Below are 25913 nucleotides of genomic sequence, written 5' to 3'. Positions count from 1 at the left end.
ATGTAAAGTGGAATTTCATTTCACGTCGAGAACGAGCATCAGGCCTCCGCCGCCCTGCTGCTCGACATTGTTGTTCGCGGTGTGATGCGGGATGTGACAATGCACGAGCCATTTGCCCGGCTTGCGGGCGGTCCATATGACGTCATAGCGTTGGCCTGGGCCGACGTTGACGGTGTCCGCCTGATAACGCGCGCTTTCGTTCAACGTCACGCCATCGACCGCGACGACCTCGAACGGGCCGCCGTGGACATGCATGGGATGAATGAAGTTATTGTTGGTGCCGATGAACCGCAGCTTGATGGTTTGCCCGACCTTCATTGCAATCGTGTCGGTCGAAGGATAGGCCTTGCCGTTAATGGTGAAGTAGTTCGGCATCGCTCCTTCCATCGACATGGCGGGATAGGTCAGCCATTCGCGTTTCAGCCATTCCTGCAACTGGATCGTGTAATCCAGATCGGCTTTCACTTCGGTCAATGGATCCTTGGGCGCAATCAGCAATGCGCCGTAGAGCCCGAGCGCCTGCTGCCGGTCCGGGTGGTCGTGGCTGTGGTAAAAATACGTACCGCTTTGCCCGACCGTGAATTCGTAGGTGTAGGAACCGCCTGGAGGCACCGGATCCTGGGTGATCTTCGCCGGGCCATCCATTTTGTTCGGCACTATCAGGCCGTGCCAATGCACGGTCGTGGATTCCGGGAGATTGTTGTGAAAGTTGATGCGGACGTGATCGCCCTCGGTCATCTGTAACCGGGGCCCCGGCACCTGATGATTGTAGGCGTAAGCATCGACGGCTTCGTCGGGAAGAATGTTCCAGCGAATGACGGACGCTTCCAAGTCAAACACTTTGACGCCGTTCTCGATCCGCGGTTGCAGCACCTGGTCGCCCTTTGCGTCGGGCGGGGCAATATAGGTAACCTGTCGCGGCTTCACAGCGGCCATGTCCCTCATGGCCTCACCGGGAAGATCGAACGTGTTGATCATACCCGGCGGCATGATGGAGGCATCGACGTCGCGGGCGCTGAGACTGAGGTTCACGGAAAAGCCGGGAATGACCATTCCGGATATCAGGAGAAACCCCGTCACGCCGGCGAGCGCCACCAACTGCGGGGTGGTTGCGTCGCCTCCCATCTGATGGTCGCTGCCGTGGGCCATCTTCTCCATGGCCGGCTTGTTTGTGTGGTCATCGTGGGCTTTTGCGTCATCATTGGACCGAACGGTCATCAGGCCGTGTTTGACCTTCTTCTTCACCATCCAGACGTTGAACGGGTACGCCGTCGTAAACCCAACCATGACACCGAGCGACATCACGCCCCAGAAAACCAATTCCAGCGGATCCATGGCGCGCATATCGCGGCCCATCATCAACAAGCTCATCGTTGGCGCCATTCCCGCCATCATGGCATTCATGCTGATTAATTCGGGCATGAAGCTCTTGCGCACGTTTTCCCAGTAGGTGCCGCCCATCATCTTTTTCATGAAGAGCGACTGGAAGATGAAAAGCCCGAACGAAAACCCGGCGATATATTCGACGATCAGGTCGATCCACATCGGCAGTCCGAGCGATGCCGTCACGACCGCCGCTAGAATAATCCCGGTGGCGTCGCCAGCGACACAGTGGATAGTGCTTCCGATCCCTTGTTTCCAAAGCGGCGCTGTGAACCGTTCGTGCTCACCGGGGCGCGGCTCCTTATCTGCCAGTACGTAGAGCAGCAGACCGAATGGCCCCATATAGAGCGTGACTAGAATGAAGCCCCACTTCATCACCACCGGTTCAGGGTTGCCATTGAATTGATCGAACGCAACGTACGCCGTGGAGGCGGCCGCGAGGACGAACCAGGCGATCAAGAAGTAGTCATATGGAAGGGCAATCATGGAGACCTCGCTCAAACCCAATCGCTGAACATGCGGACCATCGACCACAGGCGTGTTTCCGGTTGTCTTTTTGACGCCCGAGCTGCCTCATCGTTCTTTCCGAAGAAGGCCGCCCACGTCGCAAACCGTGATGACCGGTGGGTGCATCATTCATTCTCCCTTTTTCGGCTGATTGCCGCGCGTGACCGGCGCCTTGGGGGAACGCACGTCAAGAGTTCGGGACCACGTCCGATAGAGCGCGACGGCCGTCATCAGCAGAAGTCCGCCAACACTCACCCCGATTTGGGTAAGCAGACGGTCCGAATACATCTCCAGAATGAAATGCCCGACGAACGACAGGAAAATTCCTATGCAGAACACCTCCAGCGACCTCTGACCGCATACGATGATCGGACGCGCCAGCCTCGAACGAAGGCCGTTCCAGTCTCGCGGAACGACACGAACCACGATCACCGCAAGCGCCAGAAAATGAAGGATCCTGTAGGGAGCAAGATTTGTTTTCTCACTAAGGACATCGAACACGGGCGACAGCGACGTCGATAGACCGAGGCGAGCGCCGACCGTAACGACGAATGCGAAAACCACGAATGCCACGCTCGCAATCAGGACAATTCGGGACCGAGCCAACGCCTGCGCCCGGGCGGCACCGCCCAACGCCGCCCATGCTCCCATCGTGAACGGAAGCTGCCATGTGAACGGATTGAAGTACCAGCCGCCCGCTGGATAGGCAGGAAAATTCCAGCCGAAATGGCGCGCCAGCAAATAGACCGCGGTTGCAGCAGTCAGCGCCGCGTCCGGGGCCCGCATCATCAGCATCAGCAACGGGGCAAAGCCCGCCATCAGCACGATGTACAAAGGTAGGACGTCTAGATTGAGCGGCTTGAACTTGAGAAGGAGGCCGTGTGTGAGAGTCGCTACCGGCTGCTGGATCAGTCCGGCCACGTTGAATTCGTCAAGCAGGTGGGAATGTCCGTAGCTTTGCGCCACATACCCGATGGCCGCGGCGTAGAACACGAACAACAGAACATGCGCCACATAGAGTTGCCACACGCGGCGGATCAGCAAGGCCATCCCCGCGAGGTATCCCTGCGCGGCCATCCTGCGTGCATAGATGAAGGCGGCGGTGTAACCGGAAATGAACACGAAGACGTCCGCGGCGTCGCTGAAGCCGTAGTTTCTCGTGGTCGCCCAGGCAACCGCGTTATTCGGAATGTGGTCCAGGAAGATCGCCCAATTCGCCAGTCCGCGGAACAGATCCAGCCGCAGGTCGCGCCCCAAGGATGATGATCTGCGTTCCCCAGCGATCGGCTTTTCCGCCCGAACGGATGCGCTTTGCGAGCGCCGCGCCGGACCCCGATCCTGTCTAGGCAGACTCATCGTCATCCTTCCAGTCTTCCAATGTTCCCTGCTGACTCGGCCGCTCGCCTTGGGGCGAGCCTTCCGGAACGGGCTGTCCAATCAGTCATTGCAAGTTCAATCTGAAAAGGAGGCTTCCGCCGACATGAGGAAGTTCGGGATGCCACGGTATCATGGCCCGGCGGACGCTCCGCTCCATGGCCTTCGGCGGTGCCTCCGCCGAGCGAACCTGCATTCGGATCGCGCCGCATGTCGCCCTCGGTCATCGGCGAATCCATTGCGCAGACTGCAATCGGTCTTCCCAAACCGGGCTTCGCGTGGCGAACACGTTGTAGCCGACCCAACGATATCGCTTCACGCGATCCAGCACCGCCGGACCTTCGACGCGAACGAAACGACAAGCGGCGGGGTCGAAGATGTAGAGCCTCAACCCGGCTTCATTCATCAAATGATGCGAAACACCGTGCGCCCGATCCGAGCCGTGATCCTCGCAGATCACAAGCGAATCTCCGGACAACAAGGTCTTAGCTCCTTCGATTGCTTCGATCTCAACGCCTTCGACATCCAGCTTGATGACCGTCGGAGCCTCTGCATCGAGGACGCTGCCGAGTAGGCCGTCGAGCGAGACGCGTCTCACCGCTCCGTGATCGTCATCCGCAACCGCATAGGTGGAAAATGCCTCGTGTCGTCGTCCCGCGATACGCACGAATCCGCCTGTGCTGCCGCCGATGGCCGCGTTCACGCAGCAATACCGGTTGCCATTCAGTCCGGCGTTCAATGCGAGCCGCGCGGCGTTATCGGGTGAGGCTTCGATCGCCAGGACGGTCTGGCGACCGAATGGCTCGCTCGATGCGAGAGCCGACCAGTAGCCGAAATTGGCCCCGCAATCGACGAAGGTGTACCTGATGTCGGCGACGCTCTTCAGAAACGCCTCGATCTCTTCTTCGTAGTCGTACCGACCGTTGAGAATTCGGCTCCAGTACCGGTCGCAAAACGGAATGGCAAATCGGGCATCTGCATTTAATCCAACGACGATGTCGCGTTGCGCGACGGCGCAGGAAACCCCGTCGCAGCCCCATCCGTAACCGCGGTGACCGAAGGGCCGCGTAACGACGAAGCCGACCTGCAGTGCGTAGACCGCCATTTGGTCGACCAGGCTTGCCCCACTCAGGCTGCCGCTCTGACGGTCGTAGAAAAACTCTGCATCGGCCCCATTGTTACGACGCAACGATCCCTCCATCCTAAAACTCCTGCTCCGCCACATCCGACGCCGCCAAACCTGAGGCCGACGGCGTCGGAAATCCGGGTGCTATTTCTGCTTCTCGATCTTGGTGACGGTGATGCCAGCCGTTGCCCGTTCGGCCTTGAATTGCACCTTGTCGCCGACCTTGACCTGTTTGAGCATCGCTGGGTCCTGGACGCGGAACACCATCGTCATGCCGTCCTCGTCCATGTCGAGGTTCTTGATCGGTCCGTGCTTCAAGGTGATCTTGCCAGCGGACTCGTCGATCTTCTTGACTTCACCCTTGGCCATGTCGGCCTGCGCCATTACAGCGGCGGACGACAAAGCGAAAGAGATCGCAAGAATTCCCGCCATGAAGTTGCGGTTTTTCATTTTCATTCCTCTTCAGTTACTGCGCCTTCCCTCGGAAGGCCTTCTTTCACGCTGCCAGCGCTGGATCCTGTTGCGCGCGTCGCGGAGGGCGAACAGTCCTCCCACGACCACGCGCGCGGTCACGTCGGGGCAGTAGTGAAATTCCCGGACGGCAAGCAGAACGCCTCGTTTGCCCGCGAGTCCCTTTTTGAATTGCCGGATTCCCGGATCACCGGGACCGCCGAGTTCGTACCAACGCACCTTCGCGTGTTCCCGCAGCCAACGCATGACGTGCCATTGCAGGACGTATCCGGCGTTGAGCGCCGTCGCCTCGTCGCTGGTCGCTCCGAAAACGTAATAGGCGAGATCGCCCACCACGCTGAAGGCGATGCCGCCGATCGGCCTTCCCTCATGATGCGCTAGCGCGATGCGCATCTTCATTCGTTCCGGAAGCTCCATCAGGTCCGGAATGGATGCAGGCAGGTCGACGCCCGGATAGTTCAGGTTCTTACGCCGAACCATCTCGGCATAGATGTCCTGAAACGTCTTGATGTCGGCCGGAGCGTCACCGATGCGAACGTCGAGACCATGCGCAAGGCCTTTGCGGAGATTGTAGCGCCATCGCTGATCCAGGCTCTTCTGCTGCTCGGCCTCGTCGAGCGATGCGTCGACGAAGTAGCGGTCAAGCATCGATGACGCGGAGCCCGCGAGGCCCATCTCGGTCAGGATTTTCGCTTCGATCGGATAGAAGTCCGGATGCGGTCGCGGACGAAGGACGAGGTAAAGCTTTCGTCGTCGGCAGTATTCATCCACCAACGCCCCCACTGCTGTCCGGTAATGCTCCGGGTCGGGGGCAACGTCGAAGGGGCGCCAGAACGGCGCGAAGCGCACGAGCGCCATGCCGCGGCCGAGATAAGGCACGAGATAGAGACCGATCCGGGCGCCTGCGACGGGAACGCTCTCGCGTCGCAGAAGAATATGGCTGGATCGTTCGCCCCGTTGTCCGGAGCCGTAAATCGCGGTCTGTTCGTAGTGGACGTCGGCAAACGCGCCCATCGCTGCGTGCCAGCCGTCGTCCGGCACGCAGTCGATCTGGCGTTCGCTTATGGCCCCCTGCATTGCAAACGTCATCGGATTACTTGACCTCGACCGTACCGATCATTCCCGCTTCGCGGTGACCGGGGATCAGGCAGGAATATTCAAACGTGCCGCGCTTCGTGAACTTCCACACGATCTCGCCGGTCTTCTTCGGCGCCAGGCGCTTGCCGTTCGGATCATCATGCTCCATGTCGGGATTTTTCTTCATCGACTCGGCATGCTTGAGATTTTCGGCCGTGGTCGCGAGAATGAACTCGTGGTCGAGTTCGCCGTTGTTGCGCAGCATGAACTTGATCTGCTCGCCTTTTTTGACCTCGATCTTGTTCGGCGTGAACGTCATCTTGCCATCGGCTTCGCCCATCGTCACTTGAACGATCCGTGCTGGTTTATTCGCCTCGCCCGGCTCACCAGCCGAAAACGTGTCGTCCTGATGTCCGGCAGGCCCTGCCCCGGCCCATGCCGGCGCCGCCAAGATCAGTGTTGCAAATAATGCGACGCCAGTTCGATGCAGTTCTTTCATGTCGCGTCTCCTTCGTTCGGTGAAACATTCGGTCTGAACGTCGCACTCACATCCCCTTCATCTTCATGCCTTTCATGCCTTTCATCTTTGCAGCGCCCGCATCGTCTTTGCCGTTCTGCGGTCGGACCGGCTCCGCGGCCGGAGCATCGACTTCATATGCGACGGTGCCAGGCGGGTTCTTGTAGGGCCCGGGATCGCTGTAATCGTCGCGGGCCATGCCTTCGCGGATCTTCATCACCGTGAACATCCCGCCCATCTCGATCGGCCCGAATTGTCCCGAGCCCGTCATCATCGGCAGCGTGTTGTCCGGCGCAGGCATTTCCATCTCGCCCATCGCCATGCCCGTCGATCCCATCACCATGGCGTCTGGCGCCAGCTTGCCGACCGCTTTCGCCAGATCCTTCTTCGAGACGCCGATCATGTTGCGCATGTCGTGGCCCATGGCGTTCATGGTGTGGTGCGACTTGTGGCAATGCAGTGCCCAGTCCCCCGGGTTGTCGGCCAACACATCGAACGCCCGAACCGCACCGACCGGAACGTCCGTCGTGGTCTCCGGCCTCTGAGCGCTTTCCGGAATCCAGCCGCCGTCGGTGCAGGTCACTGCAAAGTGGTGTCCATGCAGGTGAATCGGATGGTTGGTCATGGTGAGATTGCCGATCCGGACCCGTACCCTGTCGCCGAGCCGCACCGGCAGCGGATCGATGCCCGGAAACACGCGGCTGTTGAACGTCCACATGTTGAAGTTGGTCATCTCGTTGACCTTCGGCAGATAGGTCCCGGGGTCGATGTCGTAGGTGCTCATGATGAAGACGAAGTCGCGATCGACCGGACGGAACGACGGGTCGCGCGGGTGCACAATGACCATGCCCATCATGCCCATTGCCATCTGCACCATTTCGTCGGAGTGCGGGTGGTACATGAACGTCCCACTGTTCTTCATCTCGAACTCGTAGACGAAGGTCTTGCCGGGCTTGATATGCGGCTGATTGAGACCACCGACGCCGTCCATGCCGTTCGGCACGATCATGCCGTGCCAATGCACGGTCGTATGCTCGGGCAGCTTGTTGGTGACGAAGATGCGGACCTTGTCGCCTTCGACGGCCTCGATCGTCGGGCCCGGCGCCTGGCCATTGTAACCCCACAGATACGCCTTCATACCGTCGGCGAACTCTCGCACCACGGGCTCCGCGACGAGATGGAATTCCTTCCAGTCGCCATTCATCCGCCAGGGCAGTGACCAGCCGTTGAGGGTCACGACCGGGCGGTAATCCGGACCGCTGGTGGGATGCAGCGGCGGCTGCATCGTCACCTTGTCCATGATCGGCGCTTCCGGAATGTTCGCCGCCTGCACGCGACCGCTGACGGCGCTCGCGCCGACCAGCGCGGCCGTTCCCAAAAATCCTCTTCGCGATAGCATGTTGGTCTCCATCAATTGCCTCCGCCGCCGGCCTGGGCGGTCGTCGTCGGACTGGACTTCGTTGGTGTTTCTCCCGAGCCGCCGCCGTTGACGGCGGTCTGCAGGTCGGATTGGGCGAGCCAGAAGCTGCGCTTGGCTTCGATCGCCGCGCGCAATGAGGCGGTGCGCTGCCGCGCTTCCGTCAACAGTGTGAACACGTCCACCTGCATGCTCGAAAAGCGCAGTTGCATCTCTTCGGTGATAATCTTCCGGAGCGGCAGAACCTCGCGCTCGTACTGCCGGGCGATCTCATAGCTCGATCGATACGTCCGGTACGCGTCACGCGCTTCCGAGCGCACGTTGATCGCCTTCTCGGTCAGACGATTGAAGGCCTGGTTGTAGGTCTCGCTCGCTTGCCGCACCCGGACCTCGCCGCCGTCGAAGATCGGGATCTGGAACTGGATGTCGAAGCCGCGTTCGCGGAACCGGGAGCCATCGGGGTTCCTGGTGGTCTTCGAAATTCCCGCAACATCGAGCAGCGTGACGAAACGGCTCGCTTCCGTCAGATTGAGCGCTTTTGCCAAAGCAACCAGTTCGATACGGGCGATCTGTAGATCGATACGGTGTTCAACGGCGTCGACTTCGATGCGTGGCAAGGTCTGCGGACGCGGCGGCAAAGCCGCCAGATGGCTCGGCAGCTTGAAATTGAGATCGCCGTCCCACAGCCCCAACAGCCGTGCCAGAGCTTCGCGCGAACTGGTCGCTTCCTGACGCACCGTCGCAAGGTCCGCTGTGGTTTCCGCATAGAAGACCTGCTCACGCGCCTGATCGAGTTTGTTCATCGATCCGGTCTGGCCAAGGTTCTTCGACAATTGCGCGATGGATTCGGCGGTGGCCTTGGCGCGGCTGAGAAATCCGACCAATTCATTGGCGGCAACTGCGCGGTAGTAAGCACGTCTGACGTCGGCGGCAAGACGGAGTGTTTCCAGCGCGGCGCGAAGCTGTGCCTGCCGGAAACGCTGCTTCGCGATCTCGGAGCGGAACGGCAGCGTCGCCAGTGCCAGAATGTCGCCGACAACCTGGCGCTGGATCTCGACCACACCGCCGCCTGCGATTCTCGAAATCGAGAAGGTCGGATTGGGCAGAAGGCTTTCCTGGACACGATCGGCTTCCGCCAACGCCAATTCATTGTAAGTGGCCTGCAAGCCGCGGTTGTTAAGCAGCGCGACCTGGACGGCGGTGTCGACGGTGAGCGCCCGGCGCAGCAGCCGCGTGACGTCATCGTTCGCACGCTGTGCCTCGTCCACGGAGCGGATCGCGACCACGTCCTTCTTAATCGTATGATCGGCGACATCGGCGACGACGCCCATTCCCCGATCCGGCGAGAACGTCGCACAACCGGAAAGAAGAAGGGAAGCGGTGAGCACCAGCGCCGACCGATTGCTTCTGAGGAAGCTCTGATGCGGCAGCACGCCACGGATAATTTTCATGACGTGCTCCTAATGCTCGTGGCTGGAGTTCGGTGACGGGGTGACGCGCTGGTTCTGCTTCTTCCAGTTGGAAGGCGTCGTCGGGCGAAGGCTGGTGTAAGGGGCGAGGGTCGACCGGTAGCCGACGCCCGCAACCTTCGCTCCGGGATCGGCGGGATCTGCGCCGACGAGCGGCACCAACGGTACCGCGCAGCCGCCGAGCGTCATGGCCGCCAAAGCCACCCCTGCGAATGCCCCAAGTTTTCTTCCAAATATTCCGCGCGCCACCGAACCAACGGCGGCGACGATCGCCCCAATCTGCGCTGACATAAAAATCCCCTGAACTGACGATGGACCACAGGCGTGCGCACCCCTCACAGGCACGGCACCGCGTCATGCTGTTGTCAGGTCAGGAATTTGGGGGGCGATAAAGCCGCGGAGGCGCGTTGTCCGCCAGTTTCCGATGGACGTCGGATATCCGGACGGCGCTCGGCACCGACGGCTTTGCCACCGCGACGAGGGTTGCAGGAAGCGCGGTGACGCACATCAGGCCGCAGCACTTTCCATCCGCCGCATGCGGCGCCTTTGCCGGACCGGAATCGCTCTTCAACGCGACCGGCTTCACATCATGATCTGCGGATGAATCCGCGTGGGTCTGGACGCCGGAATGATGATGGGCATGTCCGTCGTTGTGGACGTGCATCATGCCTTCCTGGTGCACGTGGAGCATGGCTGGCACGTGATCCTCGTCAGTCAGGCAATAGGGCGCGGCCTGACTGCCGGGCAATGCGAAGGACAGCGTCGGCGCCAACACGCAAAACAGATAGGCCAAGGCGATGAGCCACCCTGCCTTAACCCGTTGCGTCCTGGTAAGTCCGACCAACATCAATGCGTCAATGCTTTCGATTTGCTGTACTCGGATTCGGAATCATAACTGCGAAATCGCGCGCCGCCAAGATGGAACCGAGAGGTTCATCGTTCCGCCCGTCCGACCACCGCCATCAATTCCGCGATCTTGCGGCGCTGATCCGCCTTGTCGCCGCTCGCAATCGCATGCTCGACGCAGTGGGCGACATGGTCCTTCAACACCTCTTCCTCGACGCGGCGCAGGGCGGCACGAACGGCGGAGATCTGCGTTACGATATCGATGCAGTAGCGGTCCTCCTCCACCATCTTGGCGAGGCCGCGCACCTGCCCCTCAATTCGGCTGAGGCGTTTCTGGCATGACGTCTTGATGTCTTTTCGCATTCGATTTATATACCCCTACCGGGTACCTGTTACAAGTCAATGAGGAGGCCTAAATGACCAGGTCGCGAAACGCAAGTTCCACGGGCCAGCCGGCCCCCTCCTCGATGGCAACTCACCAGCATGGCGGCCAGGCCCACGGCAATCACGAGCATCATCAACCTCCCGCGGAAAAGGGGAAAGTCCTCGACCCGGTTTGCGGGATGACCGTCGACCCGGCGACGAGCAAGCACCGGTTCGATTACCAAGGCCGCACCTACCATTTCTGTTCGGCAGGCTGTCGCACGAAGTTCGCGGCCGCTCCTGAAACCTACCTCGATAAGTCCAAGGCCGCGCCGAAGGAGCCTGTTCCGGAAGGCACCGTTTACACATGCCCGATGCATCCGGAAATCAGGCAGATCGGGCCCGGCAACTGCCCGATCTGCGGAATGGCTCTGGAGCCCGAAGTGGCAACGCTGGACGCCGCACCGAATCCCGAAGTGGCGGACATGACCCGACGGTTCTGGATCGGCCTCGTGCTGGCGCTGCCCGCAGTCATCCTCGAGATGGGCGGGCATTTGGTCGGCGGCCACGGCTGGGTCGACCAAACCCTGTCGAACTGGATTCAACTCGTCTCGGCGACACCGGTCGTGATCTGGGCGGGTTGGCCATTCTTCGTGCGCGGCTGGCAGTCGCTGGTGACCCGCAACCTCAACATGTTCACCCTGATCGCGATGGGGACTGGCGTCGCTTACGTCTACAGCGTCGTCGCCACCGTCGCCCCGCAGGTCTTTCCGCCCGCGTTTCGCGGACACGATGGTGCCGTTGCCGTCTATTTCGAAGCGGCGGCGGTGATCACCGTCCTGGTACTGCTGGGTCAAGTGCTCGAATTGCGTGCCCGCGAAGCAACGTCGGGCGCGATCAAGGCCTTGCTCGATCTCGCACCGAAGACCGCGCGTCTCGTCACCGAGGACGGCACGGATCATGAAGTCCCGCTCGACAGCCTGAACGTGGGTGACAGGTTGCGCGTCCGTCCCGGCGAAAAGGTGCCGGTCGACGGCATTATTCTTGAGGGGCGCTCATCGCTCGATGAATCCCTGGTGACGGGAGAATCGATGCCCGTCACCAAAGAGACCGACGCCAAGGTCATCGCAGGCACCCTGAATCAATCCGGTAGCTTCGTGATGCGGGCCGAGAAGGTTGGGCGCGATACCATGTTGTCGCAGATCGTGCAGATGGTGGCGCAGGCGCAGCGCTCGCGCGCGCCGATTCAGCGGCTCGCGGATCAGGTTGCCGGGTGGTTCGTTCCAACCGTCATCGTCGCGGCGCTTGTCGCCTTCGCCGCCTGGTGGATTTTCGGGCCCGAACCGCGTCTGGCGTTCGGTCTGGTGGCGGCTGTCAGCGTGCTGATCATTGCCTGTCCTTGTGCCCTCGGGTTGGCGACGCCGATGTCGATCATGGTCGGCGTGGGACGCGGCGCCCATGCGGGCGTGTTGATCAAAAATGCTGAAGCGCTGGAGCGTCTGGAAAAGGTCGATACGCTGGTGGTCGATAAAACGGGAACGCTCACCGAAGGCAAGCCAAAGGTCGTCTCTATCGTTTCCGTCGCGGGATTTCGGGAGGACGATCTGCTCCGCCTCGCCGCGAGCGTCGAGCGCGCCAGCGAGCATCCGCTGGCTGATGCCGTTGTACGGGCGGCGAAAGAGCGCAATCTGACATTGATCAATGTAGAGGAATTCGACTCGCCAACAGGCAAAGGTGTGACCGGCAGGGTGGACGGCAAATCTGTCTTGCTTGGCAATACGGCCTATTTGAAATCGTTAGGTGTCGAGACACAAACATTGGAGCCACAAGCCGAAATCCTGCGCGGTGAAGGTGCAACCGTGATCAATATCGCACTCGATGGACAATTGGCGGGCCTCTTTGCAATCGCCGATCCAGTGAAGCAATCCACGCCCGATGCCTTGAAGGCGCTGGCAGCGGACGGCATCAAGGTCATTATGTTGACCGGCGACAACAGGACGACGGCGAATGCGGTCGCGAAACGGCTCGGCATCTCGGAGGTCGAGGCGGAAGTGCTGCCCGACCAGAAGAGCGCCGTCGTGAGCAAGCTGCAGAAGTCCGGTCGCGTCGTCGCAATGGCCGGCGACGGCGTCAACGACGCCCCTGCCCTTGCCGCGGCCGAAGTCGGGATCGCGATGGGCACCGGCACCGACGTCGCGATGGAAAGCGCGGGCGCAACACTTCTCAAGGGCGACTTGATGGGAATCGTTCGCGTCCGCCGTCTCTCCGAAGCGACGATGAGCAACATCCGGCAGAACCTGTTCTTCGCGTTCATCTACAACGCCGCCGGAATACCGATTGCCGCCGGCGTGCTCTATCCGACGTTCGGACTGTTGCTGTCGCCGATCATCGCCGCGGCGGCGATGGCGCTATCTTCAGTCAGCGTCGTGGGCAATGCGCTCCGGTTGAAGTCCATAAACTTGTGAGGTGTGGCTGTTCGAACTTGGCGGACCTGCGATTGAGTACCCGCTGAGTTTGAAAGATGATCGAGCCTCAAGATGTTCATATCCGAGCCCTGATCATATCTGTCCTCTGGGAGACGTTGCGAGGGCAGTTGACCGAGTTCGGGTTGATAACACCCCAGGGCGTTTGGCGCATTCCCAAACTCCAGGCGTTGGCAACGACACTGCCCGGTTTTGTTCGGAAATAGCGCGCCATTTTTCGATTCAGTGCCAACACTTTACCGCGCACCAATTTGAGGCAAGCGATCTTGCTCTTCGCCGTATCGCCACTGTGTCGGATTTTCCCATCTTCGGCGTACCGCGATTGGCCCTGCGACGAGCAGTCATTACTTCAAGGCCGCTTGATATTGATAATCCGAAGGTCGTAGGTTCAAACCTTGCCGCTGCATACAGCACTCGGTCGCTATTGCGTCATCCTACTCCCGGTTCACCGCGCGGAAGGACATTCTGTATAACATTGGCAGGCTCGGGATGATAAGCGGTGAGTTCGTCGATCGCCGGCTCGAACCGCCCGAAGCGCAATGCCAGCGTCGGCAGAACAAGCAGGTTCAAAACCATTGAGGTCAGGAGCCCGCCGAGAATGACGATGGCCATTGGCCCCTCGATCTCCCGCCCCGGTGCGCCACTGCCAATCGCCAATGGCAGAAGCCCAAGCCCGGTCACCAGTGTGGTCATCAGAATGGGCGTCAGCCGATCACCGGCGCCCTTGATTGCGGTCGCCAGCCCCCAACTCATACCTTCAGCCTCAACCAGATGCTCGTAATGGGAGATAATCAGGATCGAGTTGCGCACCGTTATTCCGAATACGGTCACGAATCCGATCATTGAGCCGAGCGTCAGCAGGCCGCCGGTGCCGAAAACCGCTAGGACGCCGCCGACGAGGGCGAACGGCAGATTAATCAGAACGAGAACAAGGTTGCGCCAGCCGCGCGTAACAATGGACAATAGTAGCACAATGGCGATGCCGGCGATGACGGAATTCAGGATCAGATCGCTCTGCGCCTGAGCCTGCGCCTGAGCGCTACCGGAAAACTGGATGTAGGTGCCGGCCGGCAGCTTGACTTGAGATGCAATGCTGGCACGTGCTGCCCGCACGACAGCGGCGGTCGATCCGCCGGCAACATTGAAGGTTACGCTCGCCATCCGCTGTCCGCCTTGGTGCATAATCTGATAGCGGCCGCTCGCTTCGTATATATCAGCGACCTCTTTGAGAAGGACGAGCATGCCGTCAGGAGCCCGCAGCGGGAGGTCGCCTATGTCGCTGACGCTTTTGCGATCCTTGGCGTCGAGGATCAGCATTACGTTGAAGACCTGATTGCCTTGGTACGTTTGTCCGACGGTATCGCCGGCATAGGCTGTCCGCACCGCGTCCAGCACCTCGGTTGGATCAAAGCCCCAACGGACCAGCGCGGCCTTGCGCAGGCTGATCGTCAATTGCGGCATGCCCGGAGGTGACTGTACCGTGACTTCCGTGACTCCCCTCATTCCGTTGAGCGCACGCGCGACCTCCTGCGCTTTCCGGTCGATGCCATCGAGATCGTTACCAAAGATGTTTACCGCTACCGCGGCTGTGTAGCCTGAGAGGGTCTCCTCGATCCGTTCGCTCAAGAAGGTCTTGACCGAAAAATTCACCCCAACGAAGCCTGCCAGTGCTTGCCGGATTTTTGCCTGCACGCCCTCCTGCTCGTCTCCCGAGAGGCTAGGTTTGAGGTCCACCTCGAATTCGCTGTAGTGCGTGCCGTATACATCGCCGGCAAGCTCCGCACGGCCCACCCGCTGCGCCACCGACCGTACCGCCGGGATATTTCGGAGCGCCGCCGACACACGCGCGCCGATCGCCAAGGATCGCTCAATCGACGTGCCGGGCACCGCCGACATGTGGATGATGAAATGGCCTTCCTTCAATTCGGGAATGAAGCTCGCGCCGAACAGCGGCAAGGTGGCGCAGCCAATAATGGTGAAGGCTGCCGCCAAGGCGATGACCACGCGCGGCCGGTTCGATATGCGCAGCAGCAGCGCTTCATAACGTGCGCGAGACCAGCGAACGACCGGAGGCTCGTCCGCCTTAGCACGCCGCGCCAGCAGGGCCATGCTCAACGCCGGCACGATGGTCAAGGCGACGGCGAGAGAGGCCAGCACCGCCAGGCTATAGCTGATCCCGAGCGGCGCAAACAGCGCGCCGGAAATGCCGGGCAGCAGAAGGATCGGCACGAATACGAGGAGCACTGCGAACGTGGCGTAGACGACGGGACTCCGGACTTCGAAAGTGGCGTCGAGGACGACACGGGCGGCAGAGCGTGGATCGGGAAGTTGCCGGTTTTCGCGCAAACGCCGAACGATATTCTCGACCCCAATCACGGCGTCGTCGACCACCACGCCGACGGCAATCGCGAGGCCGCCCAGCGTCATTGTGTTCAGCGTGCCGCCAAGCCTTTCGAGAACGATGATACCCGCGAGCAGAGAAAGCGGTATGGCTACGACCGCAATCACCGCCGTGCGCAAATCGAAGAGGAAGAGGGTGAGGACAATGACGACGAGGACTCCGCCGATATACATGGAGCTGCGGATGTTGCTCACTGCCGTGTTGATGAAATTCGCCGGACGGAAGAGATTTTCGTGGAGGTCGATTGCTTGCGCCTTGAGTCCCGGCGCTAGGTCGGCGATGGCCGCTTCGACCCCGCGCGTCACTTCCACCGTATTCGACCCGTACTGCGCTTCGACGTTCATCACGACGCCGGGCTTGCCGTCGATGGCGGCGGCGCCGATCGGCGGCTCGGGCGCCTCCACCACCTTGGCGACATCGCCCAGCGTTACCCGGGCCGCTCCTTGGGAGAGCAAAACGGTGCGCGAGAGCTGGTCGGGAGTTAGCGATTGCCCTTCGCTCTGAAAGACGATTCGCTGATTGGCCGTATCGATAAACCCCGCCCCGCGCACGCCCGTCGCCTTCTGGGCTGCCGCGAGCACGTCATTCAGCCCGAGCTGGTAGCGCGCGAGTTGGTCGGGACGAACTTGGATTTGGAGAGAGCGCGTGTCGCTGCCAAACACGGAGACATTGGCCACACCCGGCACTGCGAGCAGCCGCGGGCGGATGGTCCATTCCGCCACGGTCTTGAGATCCATCAGCGAACGCGTGTTGGAGGTAAGACCTGCCACCAGCACGATCCCCGTTGACGACGTCAGCGGCGTCATGGCCGGCGCCTTGACCCCTTTCGGAAGCTGTTGGGCGGCGACGGCGAGGCGTTCCGCCACGACCTGTCGGTCCAGATAGATGTTGCTGCCCGGATCGAAGAAGACCTTGACGATGGAGATGCCTTGGATCGATGTCGAGATCAGTTTCTGAATTCCCGGTACGCCGTTGATTTGGGTCTCGATCGGCGTGGTGACCAGCATCTCGACCTGTTCCGGCGTCAGGCCCTGTGCTTCCGTCTGGATACTGACCTGGGGCGGGGCGAACTCAGGAAAAACATCGTATTTAGCGCCAAGCAGACTGAAGATGCCGTAGCCGAACAACATGCAGCCGAGCGCGATGACCACGCCGCGGAAGCGGATGGAGAATGCGATGATGGCCGCTTGCAGGCCGGAGGGGCGAGAGTCAGTGTACGAGGCCACTTTTAATCTCCCCCGACCTGAATCTGAGCGCTGAATTCCTGTGACAGCAGCGCCTGCGCTCCCGTCACCACCAGTGACTCATTTGTGGGGAAGCCTTGTGCGGCGCTATCCGCATCGGATGCAGGCGCGTCCGGCTCTAGGCGTAGCATGGTTGGGAGTACAGGTACGACATAGCCGCCGTTCGGCGACGGCAACCCCGTCGGGATCTCGCGCCGAGTGAACGTATCGGCTTTGGTCTGCAGATAGATCCAGGCGCTTCCCTGGAACCACACCACTGCCGTGCCGGGAATAGCCACCCCCGGTGTCGGCTGCCCGACGGGGAGCAGCGCGATTACGTTCATGCCTGGCAGTGCTTCGCTCGCCGCATCGGCGGTGTAGAAGAAGCTCACTCCTTGAATTTTCGGATCGGTACGCGTTGCCAAAGAGACAAACTCGATCCTGACGCGTTGTCCGGTGGTGGTTTCGATGAATGCCGTCTGCGGCGGCTGCGCGAGCGATACGCCCACGGGAAGCGTGACCTGAACCAACACTTTCCTTCGTTGAATCAGATCGCGGGCTAGTGCGGTGCCGTCCGCGAGCGAGCGGCCGAGCAACGGACCCCACGCTTGATATGCACTTGCCGATGCATTTTGTGTCTGCACCTGCGCCGCCTGAGCGCTTGCCTCATCGGACCGGTAAGTTGCTTCGGCGGTCTGGAACTGGGCCGTCGAGATAGCTTCGCCCTTGCCATGCAGCACTCGCGCTCGCTCAAATGCCGCCTGCGACGCATTGAGTTTTGCCTGAGCGACGGCGAGCTGGCCTTTGGCAGTGGCGATCTTGTTGCTGAGATTCGTGAAAGACTGTAGGTCGAGAACACTGCCGTAGCCCTGCACCTGCCGCTGGTAAGGCACAGTGTTCGGTCGCCTCACCGCGATATCGGCCTGCTTTTGCAAATCCGAGCTCAGCGTGATTGTCGGCAGCCCAGTGTCCGTGTGTGTAACATGGACGGCGGCTTTAACCGGCTGCTCGCGCTGGGCTTCCGCCGTCGCTTCGCTGCGGCCTTCAATGAAGCCCCAGATGAGGAGCACACCAAGAGCTCCGATCAACACCAGCACAATCAATCCCCGAAGGAACCGGCGCACATGTCTAGCCAGGCCCTTATCATCAGTCATGACCATGTTCGCTCCCGACGTGTTTGTTGCCCTCCGCAAATCGCGCCAGCAAGGCGAGGAGGCCGATGAGCGCCATGGCGGTGAGGGCTGCGCCGGCGAGGAAAGTCGCGACCGGCCCATAGATGTCCCAGAGAGCTCCTGCGACGACACTAGCGATGAGCATGGCGATGCCGCTTGCGAGGTTGAACACACCAAACGCTGTTCCGCGCAACTCGGCCGGCGCCGTGTCGGCGACAAGTGTCGCGAGCAGTCCCTGGGTCAAGCCCATATGGAGACCCCAAAACACCACGCCCACCAAAAGGACTGGCACCGATGTCGTGAAGGCAAGGATCAAATCGGCGAAAACAAGCGTACTAACCCCGACGATCAGCACGCCCTGGCGTCCAAACCGGTCGGATAGCACACCGGCTGGATAAGCGGAGAGCGCGTAAACGATATTCATGACCACCATAACGGCGGGCACGATCGCGATTGCGGGGCCCACGTTCTGTGCCCTTAAAACCAAAAACGCTTCGCTGAACCGAGCCAGGGTCAGCACTACGGCAACTCCTACTACGGCCCAGAACGGCCTCGATAGTCGCCAAGCGTCACTGAAACGTGGCTTAGGTTTTTCCAGGGTGGCGGCGGCCCGCTCCTGCTCTGCGACGCCAAACACCATCAGGGCGAGAGCGAAAAACGCGGGGACGACCGCAATCCAAAACACCATCGCGTAATTGTCGCGGGTGAGTAGCATGAGCCCGAGCGCGGCGAGTGGGCCGAGAAATGCGCCAATGGTGTCGAGCGATTGTCTTAGTCCGAAGCTTGCCCCGCGTAGCCCGGCTGGCGCGAGATCAGCTACAAGCGCATCGCGCGGCGCTCCGCGTACTCCCTTGCCTACCCGGTCAAGAAAACGGGCGGCTACAACCCACTCAATCGTAGTCGCGAGCGGAAAGATCGGCTTTGTCACGGCGGAGAGACCGTAGCCGATAGCCGCCAGCAGTTTGCGGCGACCCAGCCAGTCGGAAAGAGCGCCGCTGAAGACCTTAGTGATCATTGCCGTTGCTTCGGCGAGGCCCTCGATCAGCCCGACGGTGAGCGTTGAAGCGCGAAGAACGGTGACAAGATACACGGGCAGCAGCGCATGGATCATCTCGGAGGAGATATCCATGAACATCGATACGAACCCGAGCGTCCAGATTCCGCGTGGCAGGGCTCGAAGACCTATGGAGGGAGGCAAGAACATGATTAGCCATGCTGCCGTCTTCCCGGATGCTTCGGGGCGTGCTCCCGGCCGTTGGCGTCCAGCGGATCTGCATCACATTCTATTGGAGCATTTACGCCTTCGTGAGCGTAGACTTCCTCAGCGAAGGCGGTCAACGCTGTGCCGCAGGTCTCAAATTGCTCCGTTGCCTTCTGTATTCGGGCGTCCGGAAAGAAGTCGCGCGTTTTGATTTTCGCGAACCAGGCTGAAAGCTTGTTGAGGTCATCTTCAATCTCTTCGAGTTCGGCGAAGGTGAACTTCCGAAGCCGGGTCTCCTTTTTAATCTCATCAAGAAAGCCGCGCGAGCGTTCTGCGAATTCATCATATTCCCGAGCTCGATCGGCTTGGAAACGGGTGATAAGCGTTTCCTGTTCAGTTGGGCTCATCGCCTGGACTAGAAATACGGTCGCACTCCCGTTCTGCTTTCGAACGCTATCGGCCAGTTGCGCGAAGAGTTCAGCATGGCCTTCCGCTTGCGGTAGCACCCATGCTCCATTTAGGGCGCTAGCAGCACCCGCTGCGCGCAAGCGCCGCCAAAGTGCCACGCGCGCGCTGGAGGGCGCAGCAGGAAGCTGCGCCAGGAACAGCAGCCAATTCGGTTCGTGAGTAATACCAACCTCCATGCAACACCTGTTGCAATACAGATGACCCAGGCCAAATGCAACAGGTGTTACTCCAGAGCGAGGCTGACTGTTTGCCCGTGCGCATCAGAGGCGCTCGCGCGCCTAGGGTTGCGGAATTCAGCTATGATGCATCTGTCCGGAGAGGCACGGTTCGATCCGCAGACGTTACCCCGACCGGCTTGTAAGGTTGAAACGCCTGGCTGACCCGCTCCCCGCGAGGGACCGGGACGTGCTCACGCTTACGCCGCTTTCCAGATTCGCGCTTCCTTCACCTCACGTTCTTGGAGGGTCTTTTGCTTAGTCAGCGAGGTACGCCAGCCATCTGCCGTCAACGAACTTCCTTCATGACCAGCGAAATGTAGCGTGGCGAAAAGTAGAGGACTCGGCCATAGCGCAGGACGCAGCGAAAACCGTTTCAAAAACCGTTTCAGAATTGACTTTTGAAACGGCGCAATATTGGTAAGCTATTGAATTGACTGGCGCGCCCGAAGAGATTCGAACTCCTGACCCCCAGATTCGTAGTCTGGTGCTCTATCCAGCTGAGCTACGGGCGCGTGTCGCGGAAATCGCGGGTAGGCGAACAGCAACTGCATTCGAGACAGGCGTCTCGAAGGCGGGCCATAGCTAACGGCTCCCTGTGTGGTTTGCAAGCGGCTGCTTTGCAGCGGCGCGGCCGGGAAGTCGCGCGGGCGACCGCCTCGGCGACCGGAGCGCACCGGAGCGGTATTGGCCTGATCGGGCTAACAACCGGCAAAGGCGAAGGAGTTCGCGCATTCCTGCGGCGGAAGGTCTGCAGCGAGGCGCGCCGACCGGAACCCGGCAGGTCCTGATCCCGAATGGCATCAGCCTTCTCGCGATCTTTCCCGCGGTCCCTTTCGCGCAATCCAGGCGCAATGGCGTTTTCGAGCGAAATGGATTCCGGTTCGCGTCAAGAAAACGCATCGAATCAAAATGGAGCCGTGCTTCTGATTCCATCAGAAGCGGACCCCACTTTCTGAGCCCTCGCCGTGAAGCATCTTCCCAGCAGAACATTGGTTCTCCATAAGCATCGCGCACGGCGGTTGCAGCCTTGTGAGCCGCGCAAACGACATTGATGGTTTCCGCTCTTTCAATCCCGGGAATAGCCGATCAGCGGTCGCCGCGGCCGGAACAGCAGCAGCAGCAGAATGCCGGCAATCGCCAGCACCGCAAAAGCCGGCTGGTTCAGAACCAGCTTGATGAGTTCCCACAGCCAGGGCGCCGACGCCTCGATATGGGTGCGGGCCGCCTGCTGACTGGCCTGGTGAATGTCATTCCAGAATTCTCCGAGCTTGGTCAACCTCAGCGTCTGGTCGGCGATCGACCGCGCGCCGTCGTAGATCACAAAAACGAAACCGCCCGCGAGCAGCAGGAGCCCAATCAGGCGAAAAATCCCGCGGATCATGCCGTCACCTCTTCCTTCTGCTGCCGGATCTGAAAGCCGGCCCCTTAAAACTGTCGAACCCGGGAAATTCAACCTCGGCAGCCTTCAAAAAGGCTCGAAAAGCCTCTTGCCGCATATGCCCCAGGAGGTAGGCGTTGACGTCCGAAAACATGGCCTCTATAAGACCGCCAATGGCGGCGGGACGATCCCGCCGCCGCTGTTCGTTAGAAAGGCACCTCGCGAATCAATTCGCTTCGAGGGTGGCATTTTCAGGAACGACCGGAAACACATTCAGGCTCACTCGCGCAATCGAATGGCCGGCACCACCGGCCGGCCCTCGCAGTGAGACACTGCCGAAGGATACGTCGAGACCATGGCCAATACGACCTCCGCCAAGAAAGCGACGCGCAAGATCACCCGACGCACTGCCGTCAACAAGTCGCGACGGACCCTGATGCGCGGCTCGATCCGGATCGTCGAGGAAGCAATCGCGAAAGGCGACCGTGACGCCGCGATCCAGGCGATGAAGCGCGCGGAGCCGGAGTTGATGCGAGCTGGCCAGCGAAACATCGTTCACAAGAACAGTGCGAGCCGCAAGGTCTCGCGCCTCACCCATCGAATCGCCAAGCTCGCAAAATAATCTGATCCTGAGGCTGTACGTCAGCAAGCCTCAGTTCGGTCAAAAGCGTTTCGGCAAAAGGCCCGGCAAGTTGCCGGGCCTTTTTTTGCGCGCTCGTCGCAGGATATTTTTGGTCAACCCGGAACACGCGACGAGCAAGGGGTTCGATGCGTCACAGCCGCCTCGCCTTTCCGGCACATTCACGCCGATGACACACTTTTGATCGGCGTCATGGTTCATGACGCCGAGTATTCGGCACGAAGCATGCATGGCAATTCAACGATGATTGAGTTTCATACCGCCTGAGACCAAACCATGCGAGCCTTCAAGGCGCGTTCCGCCGACCGACACTCCTGCCAAGGCCGATCGCACCAACACGCCGCTGGCATATCCAATGCTTCCACGCGCATATAACCGCGGGCGCGGCGATCGCGGGAACACAGCCTGCACGGGTTACCCTCAAAAACAGCCAGAAAAAAATGCGCTTCGCTAATCACTTATCCACATAGTGTAATGAAGCACTTCCAAAACGAACCGGCACATCCCCTCGTTTTACGGCCTCTTAAAATATTTTGGACCGCGATGCGAATTTGTAACACTGCGCGACGACATCGATTCCGCGCGAAGATTCAAAACGTTGCTGCCGCAGTAATTGCGCGCGCACCGCATCGCTGAGACACATTCGATTTGTGCGACGCAGCCGCGACGTGAAAGCCGTTGCGAGAATTGGGGTGTCGTGTATTTCTTTGGTGGCTCGCGGCACTCACGGCTCTTCACACAGTGCGGATTAGAGAACCTTGGGTAGGCGCACATATCGGCGGCGATATGCACGTTAGCGAAGCTTTCCATGTGATAGCGAATGGCAACTCATAGCAACATGAGAACGGATGTTCTGTGTCGAAATTTCTCAATCGCAGCGTGACTTCCAACGCTGTCAAACAGGAGAGATACGCTCAGGCCAAGCCGCATATCCGCAGAACGCGGACGGGTTGAACTGGTGAGTTAGAGTGCGCGTAGCGGTCCCGACCTGACGTCGGCGTATCGCAGACTAGTTTTAAAATAGATGTAAGAGGACATCTCGGCGCGGTCCATCGCAGCGAGGAGGGGGTTTATGTCAAACAAAAACAACACCACCGGATTTCATTCATTGAATTATTTCGCTGATATTCTCACGAGCGCGACCGCTTTGCTGCGCTCTCCCACGCAGCCTCCGGGCCTGTCCAGTCGCTGCTGACCTCGCGTTCGTTTCGTTTCCCGCCATCTGAACCCGCTTGCGGTACTCGGCCGAACGATCGGCCGTGGCTGAAACGAGACACGCCGGAGGAACAAGACGAGACGCGCGACGCTTCACATGAGGAGCGGTCGCATCGCAACCTTATTCAATCAGAAAAGTAACCAAAAAAAATGTCAGATATGGAACAGGAGCGCTGGTCGCGGGTGAAGGGCCGATTGCGCACGACCGTCGGAGAGGACATCTATTCGAGCTGGTTCGCGAGGATGGATCTGGAGAGCGTACACGGGGAAAGCGTCCGTCTGTCGGTGCCGACCAGGTTCCTGAAGAGCTGGATTCAGGCGCATTACGCCGAGCGTGTTCTCGCATGCTGGCAGGCCGAACTGCCGGATGTTAGCCGAATCGACCTGATGGTGCGCTCGGCCCTGCGCTGCGCCGCGCCTGCCAAAGAGATGCCGACAGCCGATCAGCGCCATGCTGATCAAAGCAACGGTCGCGCCAGCGTCGAATTGAAGACGGTTGCGACCGTGCCGGCATCAGCCAATCACGACGCCCTCGGCGGTTCGCCGCTCGATCCGCGGCTGACGTTCGCAAGCTTCGTCACCGGCCGCTCAAACACGCTCGCCCATGCCGCGGCGCGCCAGGTAGCGGAGGGACGGCGCGGCGACAGCGTCATGTTCAATCCGCTCTACATTCACGCCGGAGTCGGCCTCGGCAAAACTCATCTGTTGCAAGCCGTCACCTGGGCCGGCAACGCCGGTACCGAGCGCAAGGTGCTCTATCTGACCGCCGAGAAGTTCATGTACGGCTTCGTCGCCGCGCTCAAGACGCAGACCGCGCTCGCGTTCAAGGAAGCGCTTCGCGGCATCGACGTCCTGGTGATTGACGACTTGCAGTTCCTGCAAGGCAAATCGACCCAGGCCGAGTTCTGCCACACGTTGAACGCGCTGATCGATGCCGGCCGTCAGGTCGTGATCGCAGCCGATCGGCCGCCGTCCGACCTGGAAAGTCTTGACGATCGCGTGCGCTCCCGCCTCGCCGGGGGCCTCGTGGTCGAAATGGGCTCGCTCGGCGAAGAACTGCGGCTCGGCATCCTGAAATCGCGCGTCGACGCCGCGCGGGTTCATCATGCGAGTTTCGACGTGCCGGAGCCGGTGCTCGATTATCTCGCCAAGGCGATCACGCATAATGGCCGCGACCTCGAAGGCGCGATCAACCGCCTGCTGGCGCACAGCAAGCTCAACGCCCAGCCGGTGACGCTGGAGATGGCGGAACGCGAGGTCCGCGACCTGATCCGTCCGCAGGAGCCGAGACGGATCAAGATCGAGGACATCCAGCGCGTGGTCGCCCGGCAGTACAATGTCAGCCGGTCTGACCTTCTGTCCTCACGCCGCACCGCCAACGTGGTGCGGCCGCGGCAGGTGGCGATGTATCTGGCGAAGACACTAACTTTGCGTTCGCTGCCGGAGATCGGACGCCGTTTCGGGGGCCGCGACCACACCACCGTGCTGCATGCCGTGCGCAAGATCGAGGCGCTGGTGTCAAAGGACACGACCCTGTCCGACGAGGTCGAACTGCTGAAACGCCAGCTTCAGGAATAAGGCACGGCGGGAGAATTTCCGCCAAAATATGGGAAAAAGCCAAAACCCGGGCAAGCCAAGGCTTGCGCCGGGCGCGCTTCCGCGTCACCTTGCGGTCCCGCCAGATTTAAGCAAATCGGCCTTGAACTCGGGTTTACGTGCTGTGGTTGTCCGCGGCATTTTCAGGACGTGAACTGATCGGACGGATCTGCAATGAAGGTCACCGTCGAACGTGCGCAACTGCTGAAATCGCTGGGCCATGTGCATCGGGTGGTCGAACGGCGGAATACGATCCCGATTCTGGGCAATGTGCTGGTCCGCGCCGAAAACGCCAGGCTGTCGCTGAAAGCCACCGATCTCGACCTCGAAGTGACCGAAACTCTCGCTGCGGAAACCGGAACCGGCGGTTCGACAACCGTTCCGGCGCATATGTTCTACGACATCGTCCGCAAACTGCCTGACGGCGCGCAGATCGTGCTGGAAGGCGACGGCGACCGTTCGGTGCTGGCCATCCGCGCCGGACGTTCACGCTTCACGCTGCAGACCCTGCCCGAAAACGATTTTCCCGATCTCGCGACCGGCGAGATGACACATTCCTTCACGCTCGCGGCCGCCGACATCAAGCGACTGATCGATCGCACCCAGTTCGCGATTTCCACCGAAGAGACCCGCTACTATCTCAACGGCATCTATCTCCACAGCGCGGGCAGCGCCAAGAACGCGACGCTTCGTGGCGTCGCGACCGACGGCCACCGCCTGGCCCAGGTCGATCTCGCATTGCCCAAAGGCGCGGCCGGAATGCCGGGCATCATCATCCCGCGCAAGACCGTCGGCGAGGTGCAGCGGCTGATCGAGGACAGCGAGGCCGAGATCGGGATCGAACTGTCGCAAGGCAAGATCCGCTTTACCCTCGGCAACGTCGTGCTGACCTCGAAGCTGATCGACGGCACCTTCCCGGACTATGGCCGGGTGATCCCGCAGAACAACGACAAGGAACTGGTCGTCGACAAAAAGGATTTCGAGGCAGCGGTCGATCGCGTTTCGACGATTTCCAGCGAGCGCGGGCGCGCGGTGAAGCTGGCGCTGTCGGCGGGCAAACTCGTCCTGTCGGTGACCAATCCGGATTCCGGCAGCGCCACCGAAGAACTCGAGGTCGAATACGCTTCTGAACCGCTCGATATCGGCTTCAATTCGCGCTACCTGCTGGACATTGCCGCGCAGATCGAGGGCGAGGCCGCAGTGCTGAAGCTCGCCGATCCGGGCTCGCCGACGTTGGTGCAGGACAAGGATTCCAAGGGCGCACTCTACGTGCTGATGCCGATGCGGGTATAGGTCACGGCGAGCCATCTGCCCATCAGAAGTCGTTACCGGGCTTGACCCGGCAATCCATCGTTCCGAAATCAGGCC

At 60.5% G+C, this 25913-nt stretch carries 20 protein-coding genes and 1 tRNA gene; 4 read left to right on the top strand and 17 right to left on the bottom strand.

What is annotated here, in order from left to right:
• Positions 1-15 precede the first annotated feature (15 nt).
• From ACS3WB_RS01310 to ACS3WB_RS01260, 11 genes are all read right to left on the bottom strand, one after another.
• Entirely contained in the window at positions 16-1869 is a 1854-nt protein-coding gene (locus ACS3WB_RS01310; protein ID WP_009337958.1) for a DUF4396 domain-containing protein, read from the bottom strand.
• Between the two features lie 150 nt (positions 1870-2019).
• The gene (locus ACS3WB_RS01305; RefSeq protein WP_438273797.1) at positions 2020-3246 is read right to left on the bottom strand and encodes an OpgC family protein; all 1227 of its coding nucleotides are present in this window, start codon (positions 3244-3246) and stop codon (positions 2020-2022) included.
• Between the two features lie 241 nt (positions 3247-3487).
• Complete coding sequence (locus tag ACS3WB_RS01300; RefSeq protein WP_438273796.1) at positions 3488-4453, bottom strand: FkbM family methyltransferase; 966 nt, start codon at positions 4451-4453, stop codon at positions 3488-3490.
• An 81-nt stretch (positions 4454-4534) separates the two neighbouring features.
• Positions 4535-4840: a copper-binding protein gene (locus ACS3WB_RS01295; protein ID WP_009337964.1), complete on the bottom strand. Its 306-nt coding sequence runs from the start codon at positions 4838-4840 to the stop codon at positions 4535-4537.
• A 12-nt stretch (positions 4841-4852) separates the two neighbouring features.
• Positions 4853-5938 carry a lipid II:glycine glycyltransferase FemX gene (locus tag ACS3WB_RS01290; RefSeq protein WP_438273795.1) on the bottom strand — a complete coding sequence of 362 codons (1086 nt, stop codon included), beginning with the start codon at positions 5936-5938 and terminating at the stop codon, positions 4853-4855.
• Positions 5939-5954: 16 nt separating this feature from the next.
• On the bottom strand, positions 5955-6437 hold the full coding sequence (locus tag ACS3WB_RS01285; RefSeq protein ID WP_438273794.1) for a cupredoxin domain-containing protein: 483 nt from the start codon (positions 6435-6437) through the stop codon (positions 5955-5957).
• Between the two features lie 46 nt (positions 6438-6483).
• Positions 6484-7854, bottom strand: a complete 1371-nt coding sequence (locus ACS3WB_RS01280) for a multicopper oxidase family protein (RefSeq protein WP_040298074.1) — start codon at positions 7852-7854, stop codon at positions 6484-6486.
• 11 nt (positions 7855-7865) lie between these two features.
• Complete coding sequence (locus tag ACS3WB_RS01275) at positions 7866-9323, bottom strand: TolC family protein (protein ID WP_438273793.1); 1458 nt, start codon at positions 9321-9323, stop codon at positions 7866-7868.
• Positions 9324-9332: 9 nt separating this feature from the next.
• On the bottom strand, positions 9333-9632 hold the full coding sequence (locus ACS3WB_RS01270) for a hypothetical protein (protein ID WP_438273792.1): 300 nt from the start codon (positions 9630-9632) through the stop codon (positions 9333-9335).
• A gap of 79 nt (positions 9633-9711) precedes the next feature.
• Entirely contained in the window at positions 9712-10188 is a 477-nt protein-coding gene (locus ACS3WB_RS01265) for a hypothetical protein (RefSeq protein WP_009337975.1), read from the bottom strand.
• A gap of 86 nt (positions 10189-10274) precedes the next feature.
• Positions 10275-10550 (bottom strand): metal-sensitive transcriptional regulator, encoded by a 276-nt coding sequence (locus ACS3WB_RS01260; protein WP_009337977.1) that lies wholly within the window; start codon positions 10548-10550, stop codon positions 10275-10277.
• A 53-nt stretch (positions 10551-10603) separates the two neighbouring features.
• Between ACS3WB_RS01260 and ACS3WB_RS01255 the strand changes: the two genes are divergently transcribed.
• Positions 10604-13015, top strand: coding sequence for a heavy metal translocating P-type ATPase (locus tag ACS3WB_RS01255; protein ID WP_438273791.1), 2412 nt, complete (start codon positions 10604-10606; stop codon positions 13013-13015).
• Between the two features lie 447 nt (positions 13016-13462).
• On the opposite strand, the gene ACS3WB_RS01250 is transcribed toward ACS3WB_RS01255, so the two are convergent.
• From ACS3WB_RS01250 to ACS3WB_RS01225, 6 genes are all read right to left on the bottom strand, one after another.
• Positions 13463-16660, bottom strand: a complete 3198-nt coding sequence (locus ACS3WB_RS01250; RefSeq protein ID WP_009337981.1) for an efflux RND transporter permease subunit — start codon at positions 16658-16660, stop codon at positions 13463-13465.
• Between the two features lie 2 nt (positions 16661-16662).
• A complete protein-coding gene (locus tag ACS3WB_RS01245) occupies positions 16663-17817 on the bottom strand; it encodes a multidrug transporter (protein WP_438273790.1) in 1155 nt (384 codons plus the stop codon).
• On the bottom strand, positions 17804-18964 hold the full coding sequence (locus ACS3WB_RS01240) for an MFS transporter (protein WP_438273789.1): 1161 nt from the start codon (positions 18962-18964) through the stop codon (positions 17804-17806). The genes ACS3WB_RS01245 and ACS3WB_RS01240 overlap by 14 nt, the downstream gene beginning before the upstream one ends.
• 71 nt (positions 18965-19035) lie before the next feature.
• On the bottom strand, positions 19036-19674 hold the full coding sequence (locus ACS3WB_RS01235; RefSeq protein ID WP_438273788.1) for a Chromate resistance protein ChrB: 639 nt from the start codon (positions 19672-19674) through the stop codon (positions 19036-19038).
• A gap of 477 nt (positions 19675-20151) precedes the next feature.
• Positions 20152-20228, bottom strand: a tRNA-Arg gene (locus ACS3WB_RS01230).
• A 554-nt stretch (positions 20229-20782) separates the two neighbouring features.
• Positions 20783-21097 (bottom strand): hypothetical protein, encoded by a 315-nt coding sequence (locus ACS3WB_RS01225; protein WP_438273787.1) that lies wholly within the window; start codon positions 21095-21097, stop codon positions 20783-20785.
• Positions 21098-21449: 352 nt separating this feature from the next.
• Here ACS3WB_RS01225 and rpsT point away from each other — a divergent pair, with 352 nt between their 5' ends.
• The 3 genes from rpsT to dnaN all read left to right on the top strand — a co-directional run bounded on the left by rpsT (position 21450) and on the right by dnaN (position 25838).
• Positions 21450-21716: a 30S ribosomal protein S20 gene (gene rpsT, locus ACS3WB_RS01220; RefSeq protein ID WP_292610232.1), complete on the top strand. Its 267-nt coding sequence runs from the start codon at positions 21450-21452 to the stop codon at positions 21714-21716.
• Between the two features lie 1383 nt (positions 21717-23099).
• A complete protein-coding gene (gene dnaA, locus ACS3WB_RS01215) occupies positions 23100-24527 on the top strand; it encodes a chromosomal replication initiator protein DnaA (RefSeq protein WP_438273786.1) in 1428 nt (475 codons plus the stop codon).
• Positions 24528-24719: 192 nt separating this feature from the next.
• Positions 24720-25838 carry a DNA polymerase III subunit beta gene (dnaN, locus tag ACS3WB_RS01210; protein ID WP_438273785.1) on the top strand — a complete coding sequence of 373 codons (1119 nt, stop codon included), beginning with the start codon at positions 24720-24722 and terminating at the stop codon, positions 25836-25838.
• Positions 25839-25913 lie beyond the last annotated feature (75 nt).

Source organism: Nitrobacter sp. (assembly GCF_051535215.1).
Lineage (GTDB): Bacteria > Pseudomonadota > Alphaproteobacteria > Rhizobiales > Xanthobacteraceae > Nitrobacter.
This window is presented reverse-complemented; position numbering and strand designations above follow the sequence as displayed.